Source organism: Schaedlerella arabinosiphila (genome assembly GCF_003885045.1).
GTDB classification, from domain to species: Bacteria; Bacillota; Clostridia; order Lachnospirales; family Lachnospiraceae; genus Schaedlerella; species Schaedlerella arabinosiphila.
Window position 1 is genome coordinate 6,272,802 of record NZ_RHJS01000002.1, and the last position, 21,777, is coordinate 6,294,578.

General features: G+C 50.3%; 19 protein-coding genes and 1 riboswitch. Of the genes, 12 read left to right on the forward strand and 7 right to left on the reverse strand.

Annotated elements, in window-relative coordinates:
* Positions 1-60: 60 nt before the first annotated feature.
* Complete coding sequence (locus EBB54_RS31530; RefSeq protein WP_243127856.1) at positions 61-345, reverse strand: hypothetical protein; 285 nt, start codon at positions 343-345, stop codon at positions 61-63.
* A 401-nt stretch (positions 346-746) separates the two neighbouring features.
* Here EBB54_RS31530 and EBB54_RS29485 point away from each other — a divergent pair, with 401 nt between their 5' ends.
* Positions 747-1,814, forward strand: a complete 1,068-nt coding sequence (locus EBB54_RS29485) for an ROK family transcriptional regulator (RefSeq protein WP_125130441.1) — start codon at positions 747-749, stop codon at positions 1,812-1,814.
* Between the two features lie 35 nt (positions 1,815-1,849).
* Here the strand turns inward: EBB54_RS29485 and EBB54_RS29490 are convergent, their stop codons facing one another.
* Positions 1,850-2,665, reverse strand: a complete 816-nt coding sequence (locus EBB54_RS29490; RefSeq protein ID WP_125130443.1) for an MBL fold metallo-hydrolase — start codon at positions 2,663-2,665, stop codon at positions 1,850-1,852.
* Between the two features lie 151 nt (positions 2,666-2,816).
* Here EBB54_RS29490 and EBB54_RS29495 point away from each other — a divergent pair, with 151 nt between their 5' ends.
* Both EBB54_RS29495 and EBB54_RS29500 read left to right on the forward strand, forming a co-directional pair.
* The gene (locus EBB54_RS29495) at positions 2,817-3,833 is read left to right on the forward strand and encodes a zinc-dependent alcohol dehydrogenase (protein ID WP_125130445.1); all 1,017 of its coding nucleotides are present in this window, start codon (positions 2,817-2,819) and stop codon (positions 3,831-3,833) included.
* Between the two features lie 62 nt (positions 3,834-3,895).
* Complete coding sequence (locus EBB54_RS29500; protein ID WP_125130447.1) at positions 3,896-4,225, forward strand: mannitol-1-phosphate 5-dehydrogenase; 330 nt, start codon at positions 3,896-3,898, stop codon at positions 4,223-4,225.
* Between the two features lie 141 nt (positions 4,226-4,366).
* Here the strand turns inward: EBB54_RS29500 and EBB54_RS29505 are convergent, their stop codons facing one another.
* Positions 4,367-4,906, reverse strand: a complete 540-nt coding sequence (locus EBB54_RS29505; RefSeq protein ID WP_125130448.1) for a hypothetical protein — start codon at positions 4,904-4,906, stop codon at positions 4,367-4,369.
* Between the two features lie 302 nt (positions 4,907-5,208).
* Here EBB54_RS29505 and EBB54_RS29510 point away from each other — a divergent pair, with 302 nt between their 5' ends.
* The 7 genes from EBB54_RS29510 to EBB54_RS29540 all read left to right on the forward strand — a co-directional run bounded on the left by EBB54_RS29510 (position 5,209) and on the right by EBB54_RS29540 (position 12,920).
* Complete coding sequence (locus EBB54_RS29510) at positions 5,209-6,201, forward strand: LacI family DNA-binding transcriptional regulator (protein WP_125131118.1); 993 nt, start codon at positions 5,209-5,211, stop codon at positions 6,199-6,201.
* Between the two features lie 345 nt (positions 6,202-6,546).
* The gene (locus tag EBB54_RS29515) at positions 6,547-7,527 is read left to right on the forward strand and encodes an ABC transporter permease (protein ID WP_125130450.1); all 981 of its coding nucleotides are present in this window, start codon (positions 6,547-6,549) and stop codon (positions 7,525-7,527) included.
* Positions 7,528-7,558: 31 nt separating this feature from the next.
* A complete protein-coding gene (locus tag EBB54_RS29520) occupies positions 7,559-9,055 on the forward strand; it encodes a sugar ABC transporter ATP-binding protein (RefSeq protein WP_125130452.1) in 1,497 nt (498 codons plus the stop codon).
* 14 nt (positions 9,056-9,069) lie between these two features.
* Positions 9,070-10,044: an ABC transporter permease gene (locus EBB54_RS29525; RefSeq protein ID WP_125130455.1), complete on the forward strand. Its 975-nt coding sequence runs from the start codon at positions 9,070-9,072 to the stop codon at positions 10,042-10,044.
* 74 nt (positions 10,045-10,118) lie between these two features.
* A complete protein-coding gene (locus tag EBB54_RS29530) occupies positions 10,119-11,294 on the forward strand; it encodes a substrate-binding domain-containing protein (RefSeq protein ID WP_125130457.1) in 1,176 nt (391 codons plus the stop codon).
* 208 nt (positions 11,295-11,502) lie between these two features.
* On the forward strand, positions 11,503-11,946 hold the full coding sequence (locus EBB54_RS29535) for a hypothetical protein (RefSeq protein WP_125130459.1): 444 nt from the start codon (positions 11,503-11,505) through the stop codon (positions 11,944-11,946).
* Between the two features lie 55 nt (positions 11,947-12,001).
* Positions 12,002-12,136, forward strand: a riboswitch (FMN riboswitch).
* Positions 12,137-12,293: 157 nt separating this feature from the next.
* A complete protein-coding gene (locus tag EBB54_RS29540) occupies positions 12,294-12,920 on the forward strand; it encodes an ECF transporter S component (protein ID WP_004083035.1) in 627 nt (208 codons plus the stop codon).
* A 38-nt stretch (positions 12,921-12,958) separates the two neighbouring features.
* Here EBB54_RS29540 and EBB54_RS29545 read toward each other — a convergent pair whose 3' ends face one another.
* Both EBB54_RS29545 and EBB54_RS29550 read right to left on the reverse strand, forming a co-directional pair.
* Entirely contained in the window at positions 12,959-14,311 is a 1,353-nt protein-coding gene (locus tag EBB54_RS29545; RefSeq protein WP_004083034.1) for an MATE family efflux transporter, read from the reverse strand.
* Positions 14,312-14,353: 42 nt separating this feature from the next.
* Entirely contained in the window at positions 14,354-16,144 is a 1,791-nt protein-coding gene (locus EBB54_RS29550) for a flavin reductase (protein WP_125130461.1), read from the reverse strand.
* A gap of 244 nt (positions 16,145-16,388) precedes the next feature.
* Between EBB54_RS29550 and EBB54_RS29555 the strand changes: the two genes are divergently transcribed.
* Positions 16,389-17,069, forward strand: coding sequence for a response regulator transcription factor (locus EBB54_RS29555; protein WP_125130463.1), 681 nt, complete (start codon positions 16,389-16,391; stop codon positions 17,067-17,069).
* Positions 17,053-18,291: a sensor histidine kinase gene (locus tag EBB54_RS29560; RefSeq protein ID WP_125130465.1), complete on the forward strand. Its 1,239-nt coding sequence runs from the start codon at positions 17,053-17,055 to the stop codon at positions 18,289-18,291. The genes EBB54_RS29555 and EBB54_RS29560 overlap by 17 nt, the downstream gene beginning before the upstream one ends.
* A gap of 6 nt (positions 18,292-18,297) precedes the next feature.
* On the opposite strand, the gene EBB54_RS29565 is transcribed toward EBB54_RS29560, so the two are convergent.
* Together EBB54_RS29565 and EBB54_RS29570 are read right to left on the reverse strand one after the other, a co-directional pair.
* On the reverse strand, positions 18,298-21,069 hold the full coding sequence (locus EBB54_RS29565; protein WP_125130467.1) for an ABC transporter permease: 2,772 nt from the start codon (positions 21,067-21,069) through the stop codon (positions 18,298-18,300).
* On the reverse strand, positions 21,069-21,749 hold the full coding sequence (locus EBB54_RS29570) for an ABC transporter ATP-binding protein (protein WP_125130469.1): 681 nt from the start codon (positions 21,747-21,749) through the stop codon (positions 21,069-21,071). Before EBB54_RS29570 ends, EBB54_RS29565 begins: the two co-directional genes overlap by 1 nt.
* Positions 21,750-21,777: the final 28 nt, after the last annotated feature.

The window sequence follows — 21,777 nt, forward strand, 5'->3', positions numbered from 1 at the left end:
ATGAGATTTTCATGTTAATATCTTACGTCAACACAGCGCTTCCTGACAGGCCCGGACATATTATAATCCTGTAAGCTGTTTTTTTAAGCTCTCGATTTCCTGTTTTAATGTCTGAAGTTGCTGCTCCTGCAGAAAGAGCTGTTCATCTTTCTGGTTCAATACAACCTTCTGTTCGTTAATTTCATCCTGCATCTCGTCGATCATTAGCTGCACGGTGTTCCTGTCCAATATTCTCAACTCTTCTGAATACAATTCCATCACCCTCTCTATATTGCGGCAGATTTCATAAAGCTGCTGATACATGGGGATGAACTGCGGATAACGCTGCAGGAGGCCTGCGATCATCCCAGGTTCATCTACGCTAAGAAACGTAAACCATGCATCCAGTTCGTTTTGGATACCTTTATTTTGCAGGTTCAGACGGAAAATGTCAAGAGGGATGAGGATATATTCCTGTAATAATTCGATTTCAATTCCGGTATTTGATCTGGGCTGAATCCAATGGAGATAATCTTCGGGAAATTGATGAAATTCCCGGCTGCTTTTCTTGATTCAAAGAGCAGGGTAAACGTATCAATGAAAAAACAGAAGGCCGACTTAACATTTATGCAGTTTCATGACTTTATCCCGCATGGAATCCCCCGGCTTGACTTTTTCAGAAGATCATGACATGATGGACAGAAGAAATCAAATACAAATTACAAACCGGTTTCATATATTGGCTGACAGGAAGCGGGGGTGACGGTATGAAACGATATATTGGGCTGGAAGATATGAGCCATATCAACTGTGCCAGCGTACTTCGGGTGATCCAAAGCAGCGGCGGGATATCCAGGAAGCAGATCTCAGACATTACCGGCCTGAGCTGGGGCGGAATGACAAAGATCGTGAACAAGCTGATGGAACATGAGTACATCGTGGAGGAAAAAAACGGAGCCTTTGCAGGAAACGGAAGAACACCGGGGCTGCTCCGGGTCAATACAAAAAAACATCTGGCAGCAGGGGCGGATATCAATCACACGGGGCTGCGGGCCTGGGTGACAGACTTTTCCGGCGGCCTGCAGAAAACGTATTTTCGAGAAAATCATTTTCGAAACAGGGAAGAACTGCTGGAGAACATTCTCTCCTTTTTTGAAATGATTTTTCAGGATGATAAAAATGAGGAAATCCAGGCCGTGGGCATCGCAATGCAGGGACGTGTGGATTCGGAAAAAGGGATCTCGATTCATTTTCCGGAATGTGAGAACTGGTGCGATGTACCGCTTGTCAGCATTTTGAAGGAACGATTCCATACGGAAATATATTTGGAGCACGATCCGGACTGTATGCTGTTTTTCGAGATGGAAAGCATGGATGCGGAGAACGTGATACTCCTTCGGATCGATCAGAGCATTGGGATGTCTGTAGCTTTAGGGGGAGCAATCCTCCGCGGAACGGGAATCCTGGAATTGCCCCACAGCATCGTGATTCCTGGCGGAAAGCCGTGTAAGTGCGGCCTGAGCGGATGCCTGGAGGCATATATAGCCCCCTGTATGCAGGATGGGAAAATTCAAAGGCAGGCACTGGAAGAGATGGTTTCTCCCCTTGCGGTTGCGATTTATAATTCAATCTGCATGTTTCACGCGGAGGCAGTTATTTTAACCGGGGATCTCATGAAATATCACGGGATGTTTGAAGACCGGCTGTTTTTGGAACTGCAGAACATGCAAAAGGATACCAGAACAGCCATCCGCTTTTCGGAGGATACGGAAACCGCGGTGAAAGGAGCCGCATTAATTGCGGCCAGGCAGGCAGTAAACTCCATCAGGTTGTGAACGTTTTCTAGTGTGCTGGCCGCATGCATGGGTTCTTACCCCCAGATATATTTTTCTCCCACGGAGAACATGTGAAAAGCCTGTCCGGGGTTGATATTGTATAGGCAGTCCACAAAATGGGCCGGGTTTATGCAGTTCACATCGTACAGGTCAAAATGCATGGGGACGAGCAGGCGCGCATGGATTTTTTTGGCCAGCAGAACCGCTTCCACCGCGTTCATATTTCCCACAATATCATCCTGCAGTTTGTAGTAGCTCCGCCCGTTGACCGGAACCATCAGGATATCAATCTGCCCCAGAAGGTTCGTAAGGCCGTCATAGATACAGCAGTCTCCGGCATGGAAAAGGGTGGTATTGCCGAAACACATTTTATAGCCCAGCTCCTTGTAATTCCCCTGTTCATCGGTATGCAGCTCCTCGTGGGCGGCGGGAACCGGGATCACATCGCATGGCCCCAGACTCAGCTTCTGTCCGGCCGCGGCTCCGATGAGGGAGGAGGCGTCGATCCCGTAAGACTGTATGGTCTCACGGATCGGTTCGGGCACAATAAATTTCGCTTTTTTATTGTGGGCCGCAAGGGCCTGCAGGGTGTCCGGGTCTGCATGGTCATAATGCCCATGGGTACAGAATACATAGTCTACAAAGTCCAGCTCCTCGGGGCGGACGGGGACGTCATATCGGCGTACCCACTTTACCTGGTCCGTGGAGCAGTTCCGATCCACATAATCGGACAGGTAGGGGTCAATGAGGTAATACGTATCCTGATATCTGATCAAAAAGCCTTCCTGGCCAAGATAGAATAAAACAATCTGTCTGTCGGAAAGGTGCGTCTGAAAATATTCTTTTTCCATGTAAATCCTCCTTTAAATTGATATTGACGATTATATCACAGCGTGATAAAATGGTCAACAAAGAGATAGAAAAGAATCAAAATTTGAGAATCAGAATTTGAAAATCAGAATTGAAAAAGAAAAGGATAAAAAAAGAAAAGGGCAAAAAAAGATGAAAGCAATCGTATTCAAGGAACCTGGATGTGCAGTACTGACGGAAAAGGAGATTCCCGAACCGCAGCCGGGATTTGTGCGGGTCAGGGTAAAGGCAGCGGCCATCTGCGCCACTGATCTGGAGGTGATGGACGGCAATATCCCGGCCAATTATCCCATCATCCCGGGACACGAGTGGAGCGGGATCGTGGATGCGGCCGGAAGTGAAGAGGACCGTTCCTGGATCGGAAAAAGAGTGGTGGGCAGCAACGATGTAGTCTGCCTGAAATGTGAGGCATGCAGAAGCGGAAACTGGCGTTACTGCAGTGAATTTGAGGAAATCGGATTTAAACGGGACGGCGCGTATGCGGAGTATATTGTGGCTCCTGCCTATGGTCTCTGTGAGCTGCCGGAGCAGGTCTCCTTTGTCCACGGGGCGCTGTGTGAGCCCCTCGGTGTGGCGCTGGGCACATTGGAAAAAGCAGGGGCGGCCTGCGGAGATACCCTGGTGATCATCGGGGCGTGTTCCATCGGCCTGTGCATCCTTGCGGCGGCGAAAGCCATGGGGATGCGGGAGATTGTGGTGGCGGCTTCCACCAAAAAGCGTCTGGGGATCGCAGAAGAGATGGGGGCAGTTCGAACCATCGCGACGGAGGAGCAGGATCTGGTGGAGGAGATGAAGCGGCTCCGGCCGAATGGTTCCCATGTGGTGATCGACGCCACCGGCATGGAACGCTGCATCCAGCAGAGCCTGAAGCTGGCAGAAAAAGGAGGAACAGTGGCACTTGCCGGTTACGGCAGGGGAAAGACCATGGGCATCCGCATTGATGATATCCACATCAACAATCTGCGCGTGATCGGGGCAGGCAACAACTGGAACCAGCACCAAAAGGCCGTTGACATGATGGCGGAGGGGCTGGTGGATATCGAGCATTTTGCCACCCACAAAATCCGTCTGGAAGATTACGAAAAAGGGCTGGAACTGGCGAGAAAACGTCCGGAAGGTTTTTTGAAGGCGGTGTTCGTGAATGAATAAACCGGATTGCGTACTCGGGATCGACCTAGGCACATCTCCCGTCAAGCTGCTGCTGAAATACCGTGACGGGCGGACCGTCAAGGCCAGGAGATCCCCAGAGAAAGCTTGCCGCAGGCGAACGGATCATAGGCCCCATCCGGCTGCTCCTTCAATATGGAGAGGATGCGTCCGTGCTGGAAAAAACCGCCGCGGCCGCGCTCCTTTACACTGCGCCCCAGGAGAAGGCATGGACAAAACTGCGGGCAGAAAAAAGCAGCGGGCAGATTTTGGAAGAGATCTGCAAAGTCGGCCGTGAGGAGATCATTTTCTCTGATATCATGAACTATATCGACAGATTCGAGGAGATCCTCAGAACCGGAAACCGTGTTCCGGGAGCCATGTATCATCTGTGACAAAAAAGAGGGAGCACGCCGAGGATGCGCACTGCGCGCAGGGAAAGCGGCTGCCGGTGCAGCCTCATTCCGGCGCGCGTGCCTAGACGCATACCCAAGGGCACCCCATTATGGCCATTCGGCCGTTTCACAAGGTATACCTTACTTACCATCCTGGGGATTGCTCTCGGAAACATCCGGATGCAGGAAATTGTACTGCAGGATCTTCACATCCTCCGCATCCACCGTATTCAGAATCACATTTCCTGTATCCAGATACCAGACGTCCCCCGGGGAAGTCAGATCTGCAAAACGATCGGAATTGTACTTGAACCCGCTTTTTCCAAGCATGTCCTCCGCCTGGCCGTGGAGCTTGTCGTATACACCGGCAAGGTCCTCGGAGTCTTTTGCCTCGTACATCCATGCCATGCTGACAAGCCGGTTCTTTTCGTCAAAGGAATATTTGACGGTTCCCTCCAATCCCTCATATTCCTTTGGATAGGAGTAGACCGGACCGCCGTATACCGTGGAATCATAAGACTCGCCTTCGCCGCCTTCCAGCTCCTGTATGTCCTCCAGCGTATGATCCCAGGTGATCGTTGTGAACGGGCAGGCTGCCTCTTTTTTTCCGCATCCTGCGGCAAAGACAGCCGAAGCGGCCAGGGTGAAAAGCAAAGCAAAAAATTTGCGCGGTTGTGTCATATCATAAAACCTCCATAAATGTTTTTTCAGCTATTCAGAAGTTCAGCCGGGTCTGCGCCGTCTGTTTTTTGGATAGCTTTTTTATCATTCCATCCGATGCATAAAAGCTGCATGCTTTCTAAATCATTATACAACAGACCGAATCCAAATAAAATGACAAATTTTCCGTCAAATTATAGGAATTATTAGAAAATTTAACATTTTCTATTGACTTGATCGAGAAAAATATGCTTTACTAAGAAAAGTATTGAAACTAAGCGGTTCGTTCAACAGAAAGGAAGGTGAGAGTCGTGCCGGCAACAATGCGCGATGTAAAAAACAGGACAGGTTTATCGATGGCGACGATTTCCAAGTACTTGAATGGAGGAAACGTACTGCCGGAGAATAAGGTTTTGATTGAAGAGGCAATTCAGGAGCTGCATTATGAGGTGAATGAGATTGCAAGGGGGCTTGTAAAAAATAAGACGAAGATCGTAGGGGTCATGGTTCATGATATTTCATGCTATTTTTCGGGAATGCTGCTGCACTACATAGGACAGGAACTCAGAAAGCGGGGCTATGGGATGATGAGCTGCGATTCCTGCAACGACGAGGAGATCGAGGCCCAGAATCTAAAGTTCCTGGTCAGCCGGAAGGTGGATGGGATCATTGTAATTCCGGTGAGTATGAAGGGGGCGTTTCTAAAGCCTGCCAAACAGAATAAAATTCCCATCGTTCTGGTGGACCGGGCGTTTCAGGATGAAGAGTTTGACTGTGTGGGCATCGACAATAAGATCGCGGCTTACCGGGCGGTGGATCTGCTGGTAAAGCATAACCATAAGAAAATTGCGGTGATCGCTTCGGATGTGGAGTATACCGGAATTGAACGTATCAAGGGCTATGAAGATGCCATCCGCCAGGCAGGGCTGGAAGTACGGGAGGAGTACATCCGGCGGGGGCGCCATTCCATGGAAGTCGGTTATGAGATGATGAAGGAGCTTTTAGCCTGCCCGGACCGTCCCACGGCCGTTCTGATGGGAAATTATGATACGATGCTGGGCGGGGTGCTGGCGGTCAATCAGTCGGAATTTTCATGCCCGGAGGATATCTCCCTGATCGGGTTTGACAACCTGATGATTTCCGGGCTGATCAATCCAAGCTGGTACATGGTGGAACAGCCCATGGAGAAGATGTGTGGAAAAGCAGTGGAACTCTTATGGAACCGGATGGAAAAGAAAGAGGAGGACAGTTCGCCTGTAAAAATATGCTTCGGAACAAAGATACAAAAGGGGGAATCCATCCGCAGGCTTGAGTGAAACACACCGACGGAACGGGGAATCCATAAGGTGGAGGACATATGAGCGCGAAGCGTTTTGCGCAATTGGATAAAACGCTTCACTGAGTCCGGGGGCGGTACTGTGTGCTAATTGTAAAAATAATATAAAAATATGTTGACTTGATAGCATATAGATAGTATAATATGCCCTATAGAAACAAGAAAACGTATCGGAGTATCATGAAAAGTGTTCAAAGCATTTCAATCTGTTTTGGGGTGAATGAGAGCGAAGCGTTACGCGTGGCGAACGGAATATGTTCATGGAAAGAAGGGTTCATGCAAAAAAGCGGAGGTATTCCGGCGGGTATCCATTCATGGAGGAGGAATGAAAGTGGAAAAAATCAAACAAAATGCATTTGTAAAGAAGGTGGGGTTTAACAGAATTGTCCTGATCTTTGTATTGCTTTTAATGTACCTTGCGTTCGGGGTGCTGACCGGCGGAAGCTTTTTTGGTTTTTCGCGGATCATGAACACATTGAACTATGTATACTTTCTGGGATTTCTTTCGTTGGGGGTAACGTTCGTTATTGCTACCGGCGGAATTGATTTTTCCATCGGACCTGTTATGTACTGCTGTTCTCTTGTTTCAGGATACTGCCTGACCATGTACGGCGTACCGATGGCTCCGAGTCTGGTTATGAGCATTCTGATCGGTGTGGTGTTCGGTGTGTTCAACGGATATCTGGTAGCATACTGGAAGGTTCCGCCGTTTATCGTGTCCATGGCAAGTATGAATATTGCAAAAGGAATCGCGGCGGTATTTACAAAGACCCAGTCCGTAAGCTGGCCGCAGTCTACAACGGCTGACGGATGGTACAGGAATTTTATCAATCTGAACGGTATTCCGGTGGGGCTGTTTATCTTTTTGGGAATTTCAGTCATCTGCGCGATTGTACTGAATAAGACCAAATGGGGACGTTACATACTCTGCCTCGGAAGCAATGAAGAAGCAGTCAGGCTTTCAGGTGTCAATGTAAAAAAATGGAAAATGCTGGCGTACATCATCTGCGGAACACTGGTCGGTGTGGCATCCATCTTCTTCGTTGCCGCATACACGACGGTACAGCCCGGATATGGAGACCAGTACAACAATGAAGCGATCGCAGGATGCGTAATGGGCGGTACGTCCATGGCCGGCGGGCTTGCATCCATCAGTGGTACTGTAATTGGTGTATTTATCATTTCTCTTTTACAGCAAGGTATTCTTGCACTGGGATTTACAAAAGACTATCAGTATATTATTACTGGTTTGATCGTTATTGCGGCGGTTTACTCCGACGTTTCCGCAAGACGCAGGAAGAATTAGTGATAATATAAAAGAAAGGAGAGGTGAGAAAATGGGCGAAATTATTTTGACAATGAAGGGTATTGATAAGTCTTTCCCTGGTGTTCATGCACTGGATCATGTTGATTTAGAGGTGAGAAAGGGAGAAGTCCTCGCACTCATGGGTGAAAATGGTGCGGGAAAGTCAACTCTGATGAAGGTATTGACGGGAATCTACAAAAAGGATTCCGGTACGATTACATATGAAGGAAAAGAAGTAGAATTTAAGAATACGAGAGAAGCTCAGGACGCCGGTATCGTCATCGTGCACCAGGAGCTGAACATGCTGGGACATCTGACCGTTGCGCAGAACCTGTTCATTGGAAGAGAGTTCAAAAAAGGCATCCGGATCGACGATAAGAAGATGAACGAGGAAGCGAAAAAGCTCTTTGACAGACTGAATGTACACATCGACCCGACGGAGACTATGTCCAACCTGACAGTCGGAAAACAGCAGATGTGCGAGATCGCCAAGGCCGTTTCCTTTGACGCGAAGGTTATCATCTTTGACGAGCCCTCCGCGGCCCTCACGGAATCCGAGATCGAAGAGATGTTCAAGATCATCCGTGATCTGAAGAAAAAAGACATTGCCATGGTGTATATTTCCCATCGTATGGATGAGATCAAGGTGATCACAGACCGCGTAACGGTTATGCGTGACGGTACATATGTAGGAACGCTGATCACAGAGAAGTGTACGAAGGAAGACATCATCAACATGATGGTAGGCCGTGTCATTTATGAAGATCCCAAGACCGAAAGCGCGGTTCCGAAGGATGCACCGGTTGTTTTGAAGGTAGAGCACCTGAATGCCGGAAGGATGGTGCAGGATGTCAGCTTCGAGCTGCGAAAGGGTGAGATCCTCGGATTCTCAGGACTGATGGGCGCGGGACGTACCGAGACGGCAAGGGCGCTGTTCGGAGCAGACCCGAAGGAGAGCGGCGACATCTATATCAACGGACAGAAGGTGACCATCAACAATCCGCAGGACGCTGTTAACTGCGGTATCGGATATCTTTCCGAGGACAGAAAGCGGTATGGTATCGTTGTGCAGAAGACCATCGCTGAGAATACAACCATGGCTTCCATGAAGGATTTCATGAACGGCATCTTTATCAATAAGAAGAAAGAAACCGATGTTGCCACTGAGTATGTAGAAGCGCTTGCAACCAAGACCCCGGGTGTGGACGAACTGGTTGTCAATCTGTCAGGCGGTAACCAGCAGAAGGTCGTTATCGCAAAATGGCTGACCCGTAACAGCGATATCCTGATTTTCGACGAACCTACAAGAGGTATCGACGTCGGCGCGAAGAATGAGATCTACAAGCTGATGAACAGGCTGGTGTCAGAAGGCAAATCCATTATCATGATCTCCTCTGAAATGACAGAGATCCTGCGTATGAGCGACCGGATCGTGGTAATGTGCGAAGGAAAGAAAACCGGTGAGCTGGATATTTCCGAAGCAAAACAGGAAACAATTATGAATCTTGCAACAAGAGAGATTGAATAGAGGAGGGCAGGAGAATGGCAAACAAGAAAGCTTTTGGTAAATTAAAAGGACGTGAGGCCATGGTATTGGCAATCATTGTTGCGATGGCCGTCCTGTTCAGTATTCTCAGCCCTACGTTTCGAACCTACCCGACCCTGGTAAGCGTTTTGGATAATTCCTACTATATTACGCTTATGGCACTGGGAGTTACATTCCCGCTGATTACAGGCGGTGTAGACCTTTCCATAGGTACCGGGCTCGTGTCCTATGCACTGATCGGCGGATTCCTGATTTTCCAGAAGGATATGCCGGTATGGGTTGCAATTGCCGTATGTATCGGATTCGGCGTGCTGATCGGCGTATTTAACGGCGTGCTGGTAGCGATCATGGATCTGCCGCCGTTTCTGGCAACACTGTGTACCTGTATGATCACACGTGGTCTCGGACCTGCGCTCTGCGGCGGTTTCGGTGTATCCTGGCCGTCAGCGATTTCCGAAGAAGGCGGATTCAGAAAGATCTTCAAGTTTATCACCGCGGATGGGACCATTATCCCCATCGGAATCGTGTTTATGATCATCCTCGTAGCGATCATGTCCTTTGTATTAGACCATACAAGAGTCGGACGTTATACGATCGCAATCGGAAGTAATAAAGAAGCTACAAGGCTTGCCGGCGTGAATATCAAGTTCTATCATGTTCTGGCATATGTGATTTCCGGATTGTTTGCAGGTATGGCGGGCGTGGCATACGCTGCCACCTACGCTACGATCTACCCGGGCGCCGGCGCAGGATTTGAGCTGGATGCCATCGGCGGAGCAATCGTAGGCGGTGTATCCGCATCCGGCGGTGTAGGTACGATCCTGGGATCATTCCTGGGAGTAATCGTAATCTGTCTGATGAAGGTAGGACTTCCGTTTATCGGGCTTCAGGCAAACTGGCAGCAGATCTTTACCGGTATCGTGCTGATCGCGGCAGTACTGGTAGACGTTCTGAAAAAGAAAAAAGACTGAAAAACTAAAAAAAGAATATGTTGTTCAAGAAAGAACTTCATATAAAAAAATCTCAATTAAAAGGAGGAAAAAAAATGAAAAAGAAGGTTTTAGCTATGTTACTCAGCGCAGCAATGGTGGTTTCCATGGCAGCATGCGGCAGCGGTGGAAATGACGGCGGTGATGCTGGAAACGCAGACAGCGGAGCAGCAACAGAGGATACCGGAGACGCTGAAGAAGCAGACGATGCCGGAAGTTCTGAAGGCGGAAACAAAGGGTATTCTTTCCAGATGATCGTTAAGAGCTTCCAGTCTACATACTGGCAGGCAGCTATTCAGGGCGTTGAGCAGGCTAAAGCAGAACTGGGCGTGGAAGTAGAAGCAAACGGACCGGCAAATGAGTCCGATATCGCTGACCAGGTTCAGATGCTGGATAGTGCAATCCAGAAGAAACCAGACGGAATCGCTTTGGCAGCATGTGATACAAAGTCCGTAGTTGACTCACTTGCAAAAGCTCTGGAAGCAGGCATCCCGGTTGTATGTTTCGACACTGGTGTTGATGAGGCTCCGGAAGGTTCCGTATATGCAACAGTAGCAACAGATAACGCAGCAGCAGGCGCAGTAGCAGCAGAGAACATTTTCCCGGTTATCGAAGATAAGATCAAGGCTGCAACAACTGACGCTCAGGTTCGTATCGGCGAAGTAAACCAGGATGCGACAGCACTGAACATCCAGCAGCGTGGACAGGGCTTCATCGACAAGATGATCGAGCTTTGCAACGGCGCTGACAAGAAGGTTGCTGTAGTTGGAAACGAATTTTATGTAAATGGAACTGAAGGCAAAGTTGATGAAAAAGAAGCAGAAGTTATCATCGAAGTTGGCGTTCCGGCACAGACAACTGTAGACCTGGCTTCCACAGAGGCTCAGAAGATCATGTCCAAGGACGACACAATTGCAATCTTCGGCTCCAACCAGACAACAGCAGAAGGCGTTATCACAGCAAACCAGACACTGAACAAGCTGTCAACAGATCCTGAAAAGGGTATCATCGGCGCTGGATTTGACGCTGGAACACCGCAGAAGGAAGCAATCCTGAACGACCAGCTCATCGGTTCCGTAACACAGTCTCCTCTGATGATGGGTTATGAAGCTGTTATTACACTGGCTAAGATCTGTGATGGCGAAGAAGTATCCGATATCCCGATGGATGGTTACTGGTATGGAAAAGACAACATGGAAGACGACAATATCGCTCCTAACCTTTACGACTAATCAGAATGACCGAAGTGCAGCAGGCTTGATGGTTATGTAAATGGCGGCTGCATCGGGAGAATGGAATTTCAGTAAGTAAGCATGGAAAAAGGAATCGGATTTATCCGGTTCCTTTTTTTCACTATGGGGAGCGCAAATGCTTGACAGGAGCCGGCTTTTTGTGTATTTTTGATGTAATATACTTAAGCAGAGCAGCGGGAGGGTTTGTATGTTAGAAAATGCAGAGACAATGTTTGATAATTTGGATTTGATGCTGAAAAAATTAAAGAAAAAATCATATGAGGAAAATATGCGTCAGTTTCTATGGAAAAACCAACACTATTTTCAGGAGATGACGGATCATATGGACGCCGCCCAGGAGAAGGACAAGGCGGCCGGTGAGATTGCGGCGGCTCTCGGAGACTGTGTGGAGAATCAATTTGGAAAAGGGGAAAAGAAGAAAATCTCCTCCAGGATGCAGGCAGATATTAACTTTTTTATGATTTACTACATCTTTCCCTCTATTCTCAAGACAGAGCACGAGGACTGCAGACTGATCGCAGATACGATCTGTGCCGAATGGAACAGACGCTTTAAAGACAGTGCGATTGGGTATACCGATTATGATTCGCTGTATGAATCCTTCAGGGAAAAAATATTCGGGATTTTTTAGAAGAAAATCTTGAAATCGCGTTTGGAACGAGTTATAATAATTTTTGTAAAAAGAATGAATTCTTCGGGGTCGGGTGCAATTCCCAACCGGCGGTATAGTCCGCGACCCGCTTCGGCGGCTGAACTGGTGACTCTCATATACAGAGGGGATTCCAGTACCGACAGTAAAGTCTGGATGAGAGAAGAAATTTATGCCATCAGAACATGGATAGACTCAGGCCCTCGGATTCATTTCCGAGGGCTTTTTTAACTTACAGGGTTCTTTATCCAGTGCAGAATATGACAGGATTTCCGTGAAGATGTTCTTTCTTTTTAAAATTCAAATTATTTTAAAGGAGAGAAGTAACCATGAGTACACAATCAAATGTAGCAGTAAGAAAAGAATCCAGGATAGATATCCGCACCCTTGTGCAGATCGGCATGCTGTCTGCAATCGCAATTATTTTGATGCTGTTTGAGATTCCCCTTCCATTCGCACCGTCCTTTTACGAGATCGACTTCAGTGAGGTTCCGGTCATGATCGGATGCTTTGTGATGGGGCCGCTGGCGGGGGCGGCAATTGAGTTTGTGAAGATCCTGCTGAATTTTGTGATCAACGGAACCGCAACCGCGGGAGTCGGCGAAGCGGCGAATTTTGTCATCGGATGTGCGCTGTGTGTTCCGGCGGGGATCATCTATAAGAAGAACCATACAAGAAATGGCGCCCTGATCGGTATGCTCACAGGAACGGTCATCATGACGGCAGCCGGCTGCTTTATCAACGCATATATCCTGCTTCCGGCATATGGAGCGGCATTCGGAATGCCCATCGAGGCGCTGGTAGGCATGGGAACCGCCGTGAATGCCCACATCACCAGCCTGACGACCTTTGTTATATTTGCGGTAGTGCCGTTCAATCTGCTGAAGGGCTTGCTGGTATCCCTGATCGTATTCATCATTTATAAAAAAATCCGTCCCATCTTCAAGATGAGATAAAAAGGCGATTGACTGTAAACATTGTACCATGTATTTCATTAACCGGCCAGAGACCTCTTTTTACGATACAGATAATAAAGTATAAATAGTATGGACGTGGTCAGCCAGGTGATGGGATAGCTGAGTATGATCGCATCCACTGTGGGACGTATCCGGAGCACCCCGACCAGCCAGAGGATTCGGAAAAGGCATACTCCGCCCAGCGTGATCAGAGTGGGGAGCAGCACATCGCCGATCCCGCGCAGCGCGCCGGAAAGTACTTCGATAAATATGAAGAACATGTAGCACGGCGTGATCAGCGCCATCATTTCACAGCCGATGCGGATGACGTCCGCGTCATTGGTAAAGATTTTAAACAGCGGTGCCCGCAGTACCAGGAAGAAAATCACCAGCACGCCGGAGATCAGGGTATCGATCCCCAGACAGACCCGGACGCTTTTCTTCACCCGGTCATATTTGCGGGCACCGTAATTTTGTCCCACAAAGGTGGTGATGGAGATTCCGATGGCACCGCTGATCATCCAGAACACGGCGTCCAGCTTTCCGTATACGGACCATGCCGCAACCGTATCCGTCCCGAAATTATTCAGGGCGGACTGGATGATGACATTGGAAAGGCTGTACATGATGGACTGAAAGCCTGCGGGCATTCCGATCCGGAGCTGGGATCTCAGCACATTTGCATGGAATCGGAGCTTACGCAGGGAGAGTTTTAAGATGCCGCCGGATACCATCAGCTTTCTCGTCACCAGCACCGCGCTGACCGCCTGTGAGAAAAAGGTAGCCACAGCGGCCCCGGCAACCCCCATATCAAGCTGTACCACGCACAGAATATCCAGTATGATGTTTAACACACAGCAGATGATCAGGTAGTACAGGGGATGCTTGGAATCCCCGATGGCACGCAGGATGCTGGAGCCCACGTTGAAGATAAAGACAAACAGGATTCCGGCAAAATAGATCCGAAGATACAGGGCGGAATCCGGAATCAGTTCAGCCGGCGTATTCATCCATTTCAACAGATATGGCGAGAGGAGGATGCCGGGAATGGAGATGGCAGCGCTTCCCAATACAGAAAAAGCGTAGGCCGTATGCAGGCTTTCCTGCACCGACCGTTCGTCCCTGGCCCCATAAAACTGCGCGATGATGACGGAGGCGCCGGAGGAAAGCCCGGTGAAAAATCCGACCACCAGGTTGACGATCTGGGTGGAGGACCCTCCTACGCTGGCAAGGGCACTTTTTCCGATAAAGTGCCCTACAATGATCGTATCAATCGTATTATATAACTGCTGAAAGAAAGTACCAAATACAATCGGAAAGAAAAAGATTAATAGCTGTTTCCAAATAACTCCTTCCGTAATCTGATTCGCAATCTGCGCTTCTTTTTTCATAGGTGATCTCCTCTCAGCAGAAAAGGTACTGCCGACGCAGAGCTATTCGATGGGCTCGAAATCCGCTGCCCCGTGCTTGCAGAGCGGGCATACGTAATCTTCGGGCAGCTCGTCGCCTTCGTAGATATAACCGCAGACAACGCATACGAAGCCCTTCTTGCCTTCGGTCTGTGGTTTCGGCTTTACCTGATTCTGATAATAAGTATATGTCATTGTGTCTATATTAGAAATTACACGTGCTTCCGTAATAGTACAGATAAACATACCGTGTGTATCCAGGTCAACATACTGCTCTACCTTCAGGGACATGAAGGAATTGATGTATCTCGGCAGGAATGCAAGTCCGTTGTCTGAGCGAAGGGGCTTCATCTCTGCAAATTTATCCGCGGTTCGTCCGCTCTGGAATCCAAAGGTTTCAAATACTTTAAAGGGCGCGTCCGTAGACAGGCAGTTCAGGTTCATGATGCCGGTCTGCTTGATCACATGGTGGGAATAGTTGTCCTTATTGATGGTGACAGCAACCCGGTTCGGCGTATTTGTGACCTGGGAAACCGTGTTGACGATCAGGCCGTTATCCTTCTTGCCGTCGTTGGAAGTCACGACATACAGGCCGTAACCGATCTTGAACAGAGCGGTCAGGTCGTTCTTGTCGGCAGTCTCATCCTGCTGTGCCAGATAATCGCGGCAGAGCTCCTCTGCAAGGGCCTCCAACTGTGCGTTGCTGTCATCATTCAGGGCAGACTTGATCTGTACGGTGGTCTTGGTAAAGGTCAGCTTCTTACAGCCTTCCAGCATTTTCTTCATGGTTCTTGCGGCCATCGGCGCCCAGGAGCCATTTTCGATCAGGCCCACAATCCGGTTCTGGTAGCTGCGCTCGGTCAGATGGTTGATAAATTCACGCATAAACGGGAAAATGTCCGCATTGTAGGTTGTGGTGGCAAGCACCAGCTTTCCGTAACGGAATGCATCTTCTACGGCCTCCGCCATATCTTCCCGCGCAAGGTCGGTTACGACTACCTTCGGGCAGCCCTTTGCGGTCAGCTTTGCAGCCAGCGCCTCTACGGCTTTCTTTGTATTTCCGTAAACAGAGGTATAGGCGATCATGATCCCTTCGGTCTCTACGGAATAGGAGGACCAGGTCTGATACAGCCCCAGGTAATAGCCCAGATTCTCCGTCAGAACGGGGCCGTGCAGCGGGCAGATGATCCGAATATCCAGACCTGCCGCCTTTTTCAGAAGATTCTGAACCTGGCTGCCGTATTTTCCGACAATTCCAATGTAATAACGGCGCGCTTCGCATGCCCAGTCCTCTTCCACATCAAGAGCGCCGAACTTTCCGAAACCGTCCGCGGAGAACAGAACCTTGTCATAGCTGTCATAGGTCACCATAACCTCCGGCCAGTGCACCATGGGCGCAGCCACAAACGCAAGCTCATGCTTTCCGAGAGAGAGGGAATCGCCTTCCTTGATCACGATCTGCCTGTCCTCAAAATCCGTGCCGAAAAACTGCTTCATCATGACAAATGCTTTTTCGGAGGAGACAATCGCAGTGTCCTTGTATACCTGCATAAAATTGGCGATATTGGCAGAATGGTCGGGCTCCATATGCTGGATAATCAGGTAATCCGGCTTGCGGGACCCCAAAGCTGCCTGTACGTTGTCCAGCCATTCATGGGTAAAGCGGGCATCCACGGTGTCCATGACAGCCGTCTTTTCATCCAGGATGACATAGGAATTATAAGCCATGCCGTTTTCTACGACATACTGGCCTTCAAAGAGATCGACTTCATGGTCATTGACACCCACGTATTTAATATCGTTTGTAATTTCCATTTGTTATACACTCCTTTACTATTCAATTTCATCGTTTTTTCCCTTCGCGGACATTATATCATATGTTTCCGGTTTTTGCAGGAAAATTGATAATATTTTGAAATATATTTTTCTGGCTGCAGTCCATTCTAAGGGATATCTTTTCCTTGTGGAAAGTTTGGGCGCATGCTATAGTAAATCTCAGAAAGCAGCAAAGGATATTTTTAAAAGATCATGTTGCAGGAAGGACAGGGAGGAAGAGCCGATGACAAAGATTTTGCTGGTAGAGGATGACGACACGATTACGTTTGGGGTTCGTGTCTCGCTGGAAAAGAAAGGGTACGAGGTTACGGCGTGTACCTGTCTTGCGGATGCGAAGCGTTCCTTTTCGGAAACATATTCGCTGGTGCTGCTGGATCTGAACCTGCCTGACGGAAATGGATACGAGTTCTGTACATGGGTGAAAGCCCGGTGCAATACGCCGATTATATTCCTGACGGTTCGGGATGAAGTAAAGGACATCACGAAGGGGCTGGATATGGGGGCGGACGACTATGTGACCAAGCCGTTTCACATTGCGGTTCTGGAATCCAGGATCGCGGCAGTGCTCCGGAGGGCGCCGGAAGAGGCCGATGCGCTCATCTCCTGCGGCAGGATCAGCCTGGACAGGGAACGGATGCGTGTTCAGGCCGAGGGGAAGGAGGTGGTGCTGACCGCCCTGGAGTACCGCCTTCTCCTGGTATTGATGGAAAATAAGGGGCGCACTCTGCCCCGCAGCCTGATTCTGGAAAAGCTGTGGGATTCGGAAGGGAACTATGTGAACGACAATACATTGACCGTGACGGTAAAGCGGCTTCGGGAAAAGCTGAAAAATACCCGGTGCATCGCGACCGTCCGCGGAATCGGCTACCGAATGGAGGAAGCGGAGGATGAGACTAGAAGATAGGGACAACCCGTTCCGCATATTTACAGGCTGGCTGCTGCTGGGGACTGCCGCCGGTTTTCTGCTTGCCCTGGTCGTGACATTTCAGGAATACCGGCGTTTTTCAGAGTGGGTCGGCGCGGCTCTGAGACAGGAAAGCAGCGTAGAGAATGCAGACATACAGGAAAGCGGTATGGAGGAAACAAAGATACGGGAAATGCGCAGCATGGAGCAGACATTTGCAGCCGCCTTTAAAAACTGCGGCCCTTCAGACAGGGCGGCAGGGCAGGAATGGCTTTTGGAATACGGCTATCGGCCCTGGGGGCGGCTGGGGGAGCACACGGCAGTTCTGTCGGCGCTCTGCGTTCTGATGGCGGAGGGGATCGGCTGGAGCCTGTTTCTGATACAGAAGAAGCGGCAGAAAAAGCAGGAGCAGCGTATCGAAGGGCTGACCCAATACCTTCTGGCGGCGGAACGGGGAGAGGCCGCGGCGCTGTGCCGCAGAGAGGATGCATTTTCCCATCTGGAGGACGCGGTTTACAAGGCGGTGATGGAGCTGAGGAGCACGAAGGAAGAGGCGGTACACAGCCATGAGGTACTTTCTCAGCGGATTGCGGACATCGCCCACCAACTGAAAACCCCCATTACATCCATGTCGCTGATGACAGAGCTGCTGGAGGAAGGGCAGACCGAAGAAGGGAAGGAGTGCCTTCTGCGCCTCTCCGCCCAGATCCGCCGCCTGCAGAATCTGGTTCAGGCCCTGCTTTCCCTGGCAAAGCTGGAATCCCACACAATCCGGTTTGAGAGAGAAGTGGTAGATGCGGAAGGCTTGATAGAAGGAGCTTTGGAGCCATTACTGGAGCTGTTTCAGAATAAGCAGATCCGTCTGGATGCATCCGGGGAAACCGTGTACATCCAGGCTGACAGACAGTGGACGGAGGAGGCGGTTCTCAATCTGCTCAAAAACTGTGCGGAGCATACGCCTGCAGGCGGGCAGATCCGGGTACGGTGGCAGGAAAACCCGCTGTATACGGAAATCCGTTTTACGGACGGGGGAAAAGGGTTTCATAAAAAAGACCTGCCCCATCTTTTTGAACGCTTCTACCGCGGGGAAGGCGCCCAAAAAGACAGTGCAGGCATCGGCCTGGCTCTTGCAAAGCTTATAGCAGAGCAGCAGAACGGACAGCTCTATGCAGAAAATACCCTTGACGACCATGCCGGATTTATCCTGCGGTTCTACCGCTGAAAGCAGTTACAGCGTATCATCCTTGATGGCGGTCATGATATTTTCATGTTTGAGCCTGCGCCCGCCTGCCAGATAGGCTCCAAGAACCACCAAAAGGATCAGCGCCGTATACCCCAGGATCGTGCCCAGCGGCGCGAACGGCAGATACTCGGCCAATGTCACCTCGCCAAGCCGCAGGAAAACGGCCATGAATACGATTTGGAAGGGCAGGCTCCACAGCAGCGGTTTCAGCCCCAGAGTGACGCCTTCTAAGAACAGCAGGCTTTGCAGCTGTGCCGGGGACAGCCCGACAGACTTGAGCATGGCAAATTCCCGGCTGCGCTGCCGCAGGTTTCCGGTTATGGCCGCCCACACGCTGGACAGCCCGATCACCGCCAGAAACGCGGTCAGAAAGGCGACGATCAGATTCCAGGATTCCTTCATATCTTCAATCATTTTTCTCTGGTCGATCACATCCGTAAATATATAATCCCCGCTTCCATAATAGTAAGAAACAATGTCTTCAAGCTGCCCGGAGATTTTTTCGATCTGTGGGTCGGACAGGCCGCCTTCACTGCCGACCAGAAACCGTCCATTGATATTCAGCGCGCTGTTATGCCTTCGTTCGCTGCAGAAAGCGCTGATATCCAGGACATGTCTCATAGGCATAACCGCAGTCAGCGTAAAATGCTGTGCGTTGTAAAGGTCTGCACAAGGGAGGGCATCCACCAGCTCACCGGCCTTCAGTGAAAAGGTATAGTCCCCTTCATCTTCATCATAAGCATGCTCCGTAAATTCCAGCGTCTGCCCCTGGTTCAGGTTCAAAAGCCCGCAGCGCACCGGATGCCTTCTGGTGCTTGCGTCCGGATCCCTGGTATAGTTATAGATCAATGCAAGGGAGGGATCGGAAAAATAAGGCTCCGGGTCAATTCCAAGCCTGCCGCAGTAGGCTCTGAAGCAGTCCTCCTCCAGACCGATCAGCGCGGTTCGCATTCGGTAGCGTCCGTCCCGCTTGATGAGGGAATATTTATTCCGGCTGATGATTCCGTCAAAGCCTCCGAAACGCTCCTGGATATCCGGGGACGCGTCTTTTGCCGATACCCAGGCGGCGCAGGTCAGATTGTTATAAACAGCCGCCTGAGAGATCCCCGGAACCTGGTTCAGTTCTTCGAAAAACTCCGGATCCGCCTCCCGCCCGTCACTGATCGACACAGAGATATGCTCATCCTCCATGGCCTGCGTCCGTATCAGTTCGTTGGAAGCCTCCTGTATCGAAAAACTATAAAGGAAGGCTGTCAGCAGCAGGAAGGAGAGACACAGGGAGATGACGGCCGTCCGGTAGGAGTGTTTCCTCTGAGCCAGGGAATTTGCCGAGAGCTCCCCGATGATTCCACTGAACCGCACAGGATGGGATCTGCCGGCATGTGCAAAAGGAACATGCTTTAGACGGCGGGAACGCATGTTGAACCAGTGGGTTTCTGATGCGCCCGTTTCCTTACGGCGTTTTTTATGCCGCTTTCGTTCCGGCTTTTGGCCTCCTTCCTCCTGCCGGATGATTTCGATGGGCAGCGACCTTGCAAGCCTTTTCGCGGGAATCCGGGCCGAGAGGCAGGCTGTCAGCAGGGAAAGCAAAAGGGCGGGAAGGACGGCAGGAAGCCCGAATACGGGAACGATATCCGGCGCAGCCCTTCCGATGTCGTTGTGGGCATTGATATTTGCAAACAACTGGATATTGACAAACCATCCGGCGGCAAGGCCGAAGGGCAGAACCGGGATCACCAGGATCAAAGCCTCCGAGACCGCCGCAGCGAGAATCTGCCTCGGAGAAGCCCCTACGCAGGCCAGAGTGCCGAACTGGGCGGTTTTCTCGTTCAGCGACAGGGCAAAGGCATTGTGGATGATCAGGACAAATACCGCCACAATTAAAAGGGCCAATACCAGAAACATCAGCGGGACTACCAGCATTTCCAGGGAAAAGCTCTGCTTCGGCGGCATAATAAAATAATCCGCCAGCAGTCTGGCATTGTACCGCAGAAGGTACTCCCCGTATTCATCCTTTTCGTATCCGATGGATTCGGCCAGCGCGGGAAGCTCCCGGTAAGTGTCACGCATGGGGTCAAACCGGAGATAGACCGTGATGGAATCCTCCGGCGCAATGGATTCCCTGCTCATATAACTCATGCCGGTATAAGCCGGAACCGCAGAGGATGTAGTGACATCCATGATTCCCACCAGCGTATAGGTTTTGGTGCCGGTCTGGCGGAAGGTCTCCCCGTCCCGCCAGATATCCGTTTCCAGACAGACCTTCCCCTGATACATACGGTCTCCGACAGGAAGGGTCAAGGTGTCCCCCAGCTTTGCGTCGGGATGGTCTTCAAAATACTGCTTTGACAGCACCAGCTCCGAATCCGTTTTGGGCAGACGCCCCTCCAGGATGGAATGCTTTTCCGGCATGGAGTTCCAGTATTCTTTTGTGGCGGGACGCTGGATGATATACAGACGCCTTCCGCTGTCGCTGATCTTAGCGACCTCCCAGGAGCCTTTGATCATGACGGCCGAAACCGAAGCATAATTTTCAATCTTTTCCAGATCCCTCCCGTAGCTGTTGTCAAAGAGTTCCCCGTGCCAGTCCCCGTCGTACCATTTGTTCAGAAATACATCGTCCGCCCACATGGTATAGACCATGCCGCAGAAACAGGACAGCAGGGTGGTCATCAGAAATAAGGCCACCAGGATGGCAGAGCTGGTATATTTGTTTCTCCGAAGGCTGCTGAACGCATATTCACGTATCACCTGCATCAGGACATCACCTCATCTCTGACAATTTTTCCGTCCTCCAGTGTCAAGATCCGCTCCGCCATGAGCGCCGTCTTTTCATCATGGGTGATCAGGAGCACGGTCTGTCCGTATTTTCGGTTGGAGAGCTTTAAGAGTTCAATGGTCTCCTCGGAGTTGCGGCGGTCCAGATTGCCTGTGGGCTCGTCTGCCAGAAGGATGGCGGGCTGGTAGATGAGACTGCGGGCGATGGCAGCTCTCTGCTGCTGGCCGCCGGAAAGCTCCCTGGGGAGATGGGTGAGACGGTCTGAAAGCCCCAGGGTGTCTACGATCTGTTCAAACCGTGCCTCGTCCGGTTTCCGTCCGTCCAGAAGCACGGGGAGCAGAATATTTTTCCGGACATTCAGGGTGGGGATCAGGTTGTAAAACTGGTACACCAGACCCACCTTGCGTCTGCGGAAGATGGCCAGCTCTTCCATATTTAATGTAGAGATATCCGTATCCTCGATAAAAATATTTCCGCTGGTGGGCCGGTCCACGCCGCCCAGCAGATGGAGGAGCGTGGATTTTCCGGAACCTGACGCGCCGACAATGGCGGTAAAGCTTCCACTTTCCAGCGTCAGGTTCACATCGTCCAGTGCAGTCACCTGGCTGGCCCCGCTTTTGTAAGTTTTAGTCAAATGGCTGCAGCGCAGTATTTCCATATGAAAAATCTCCTTTCTGTGAGAAATG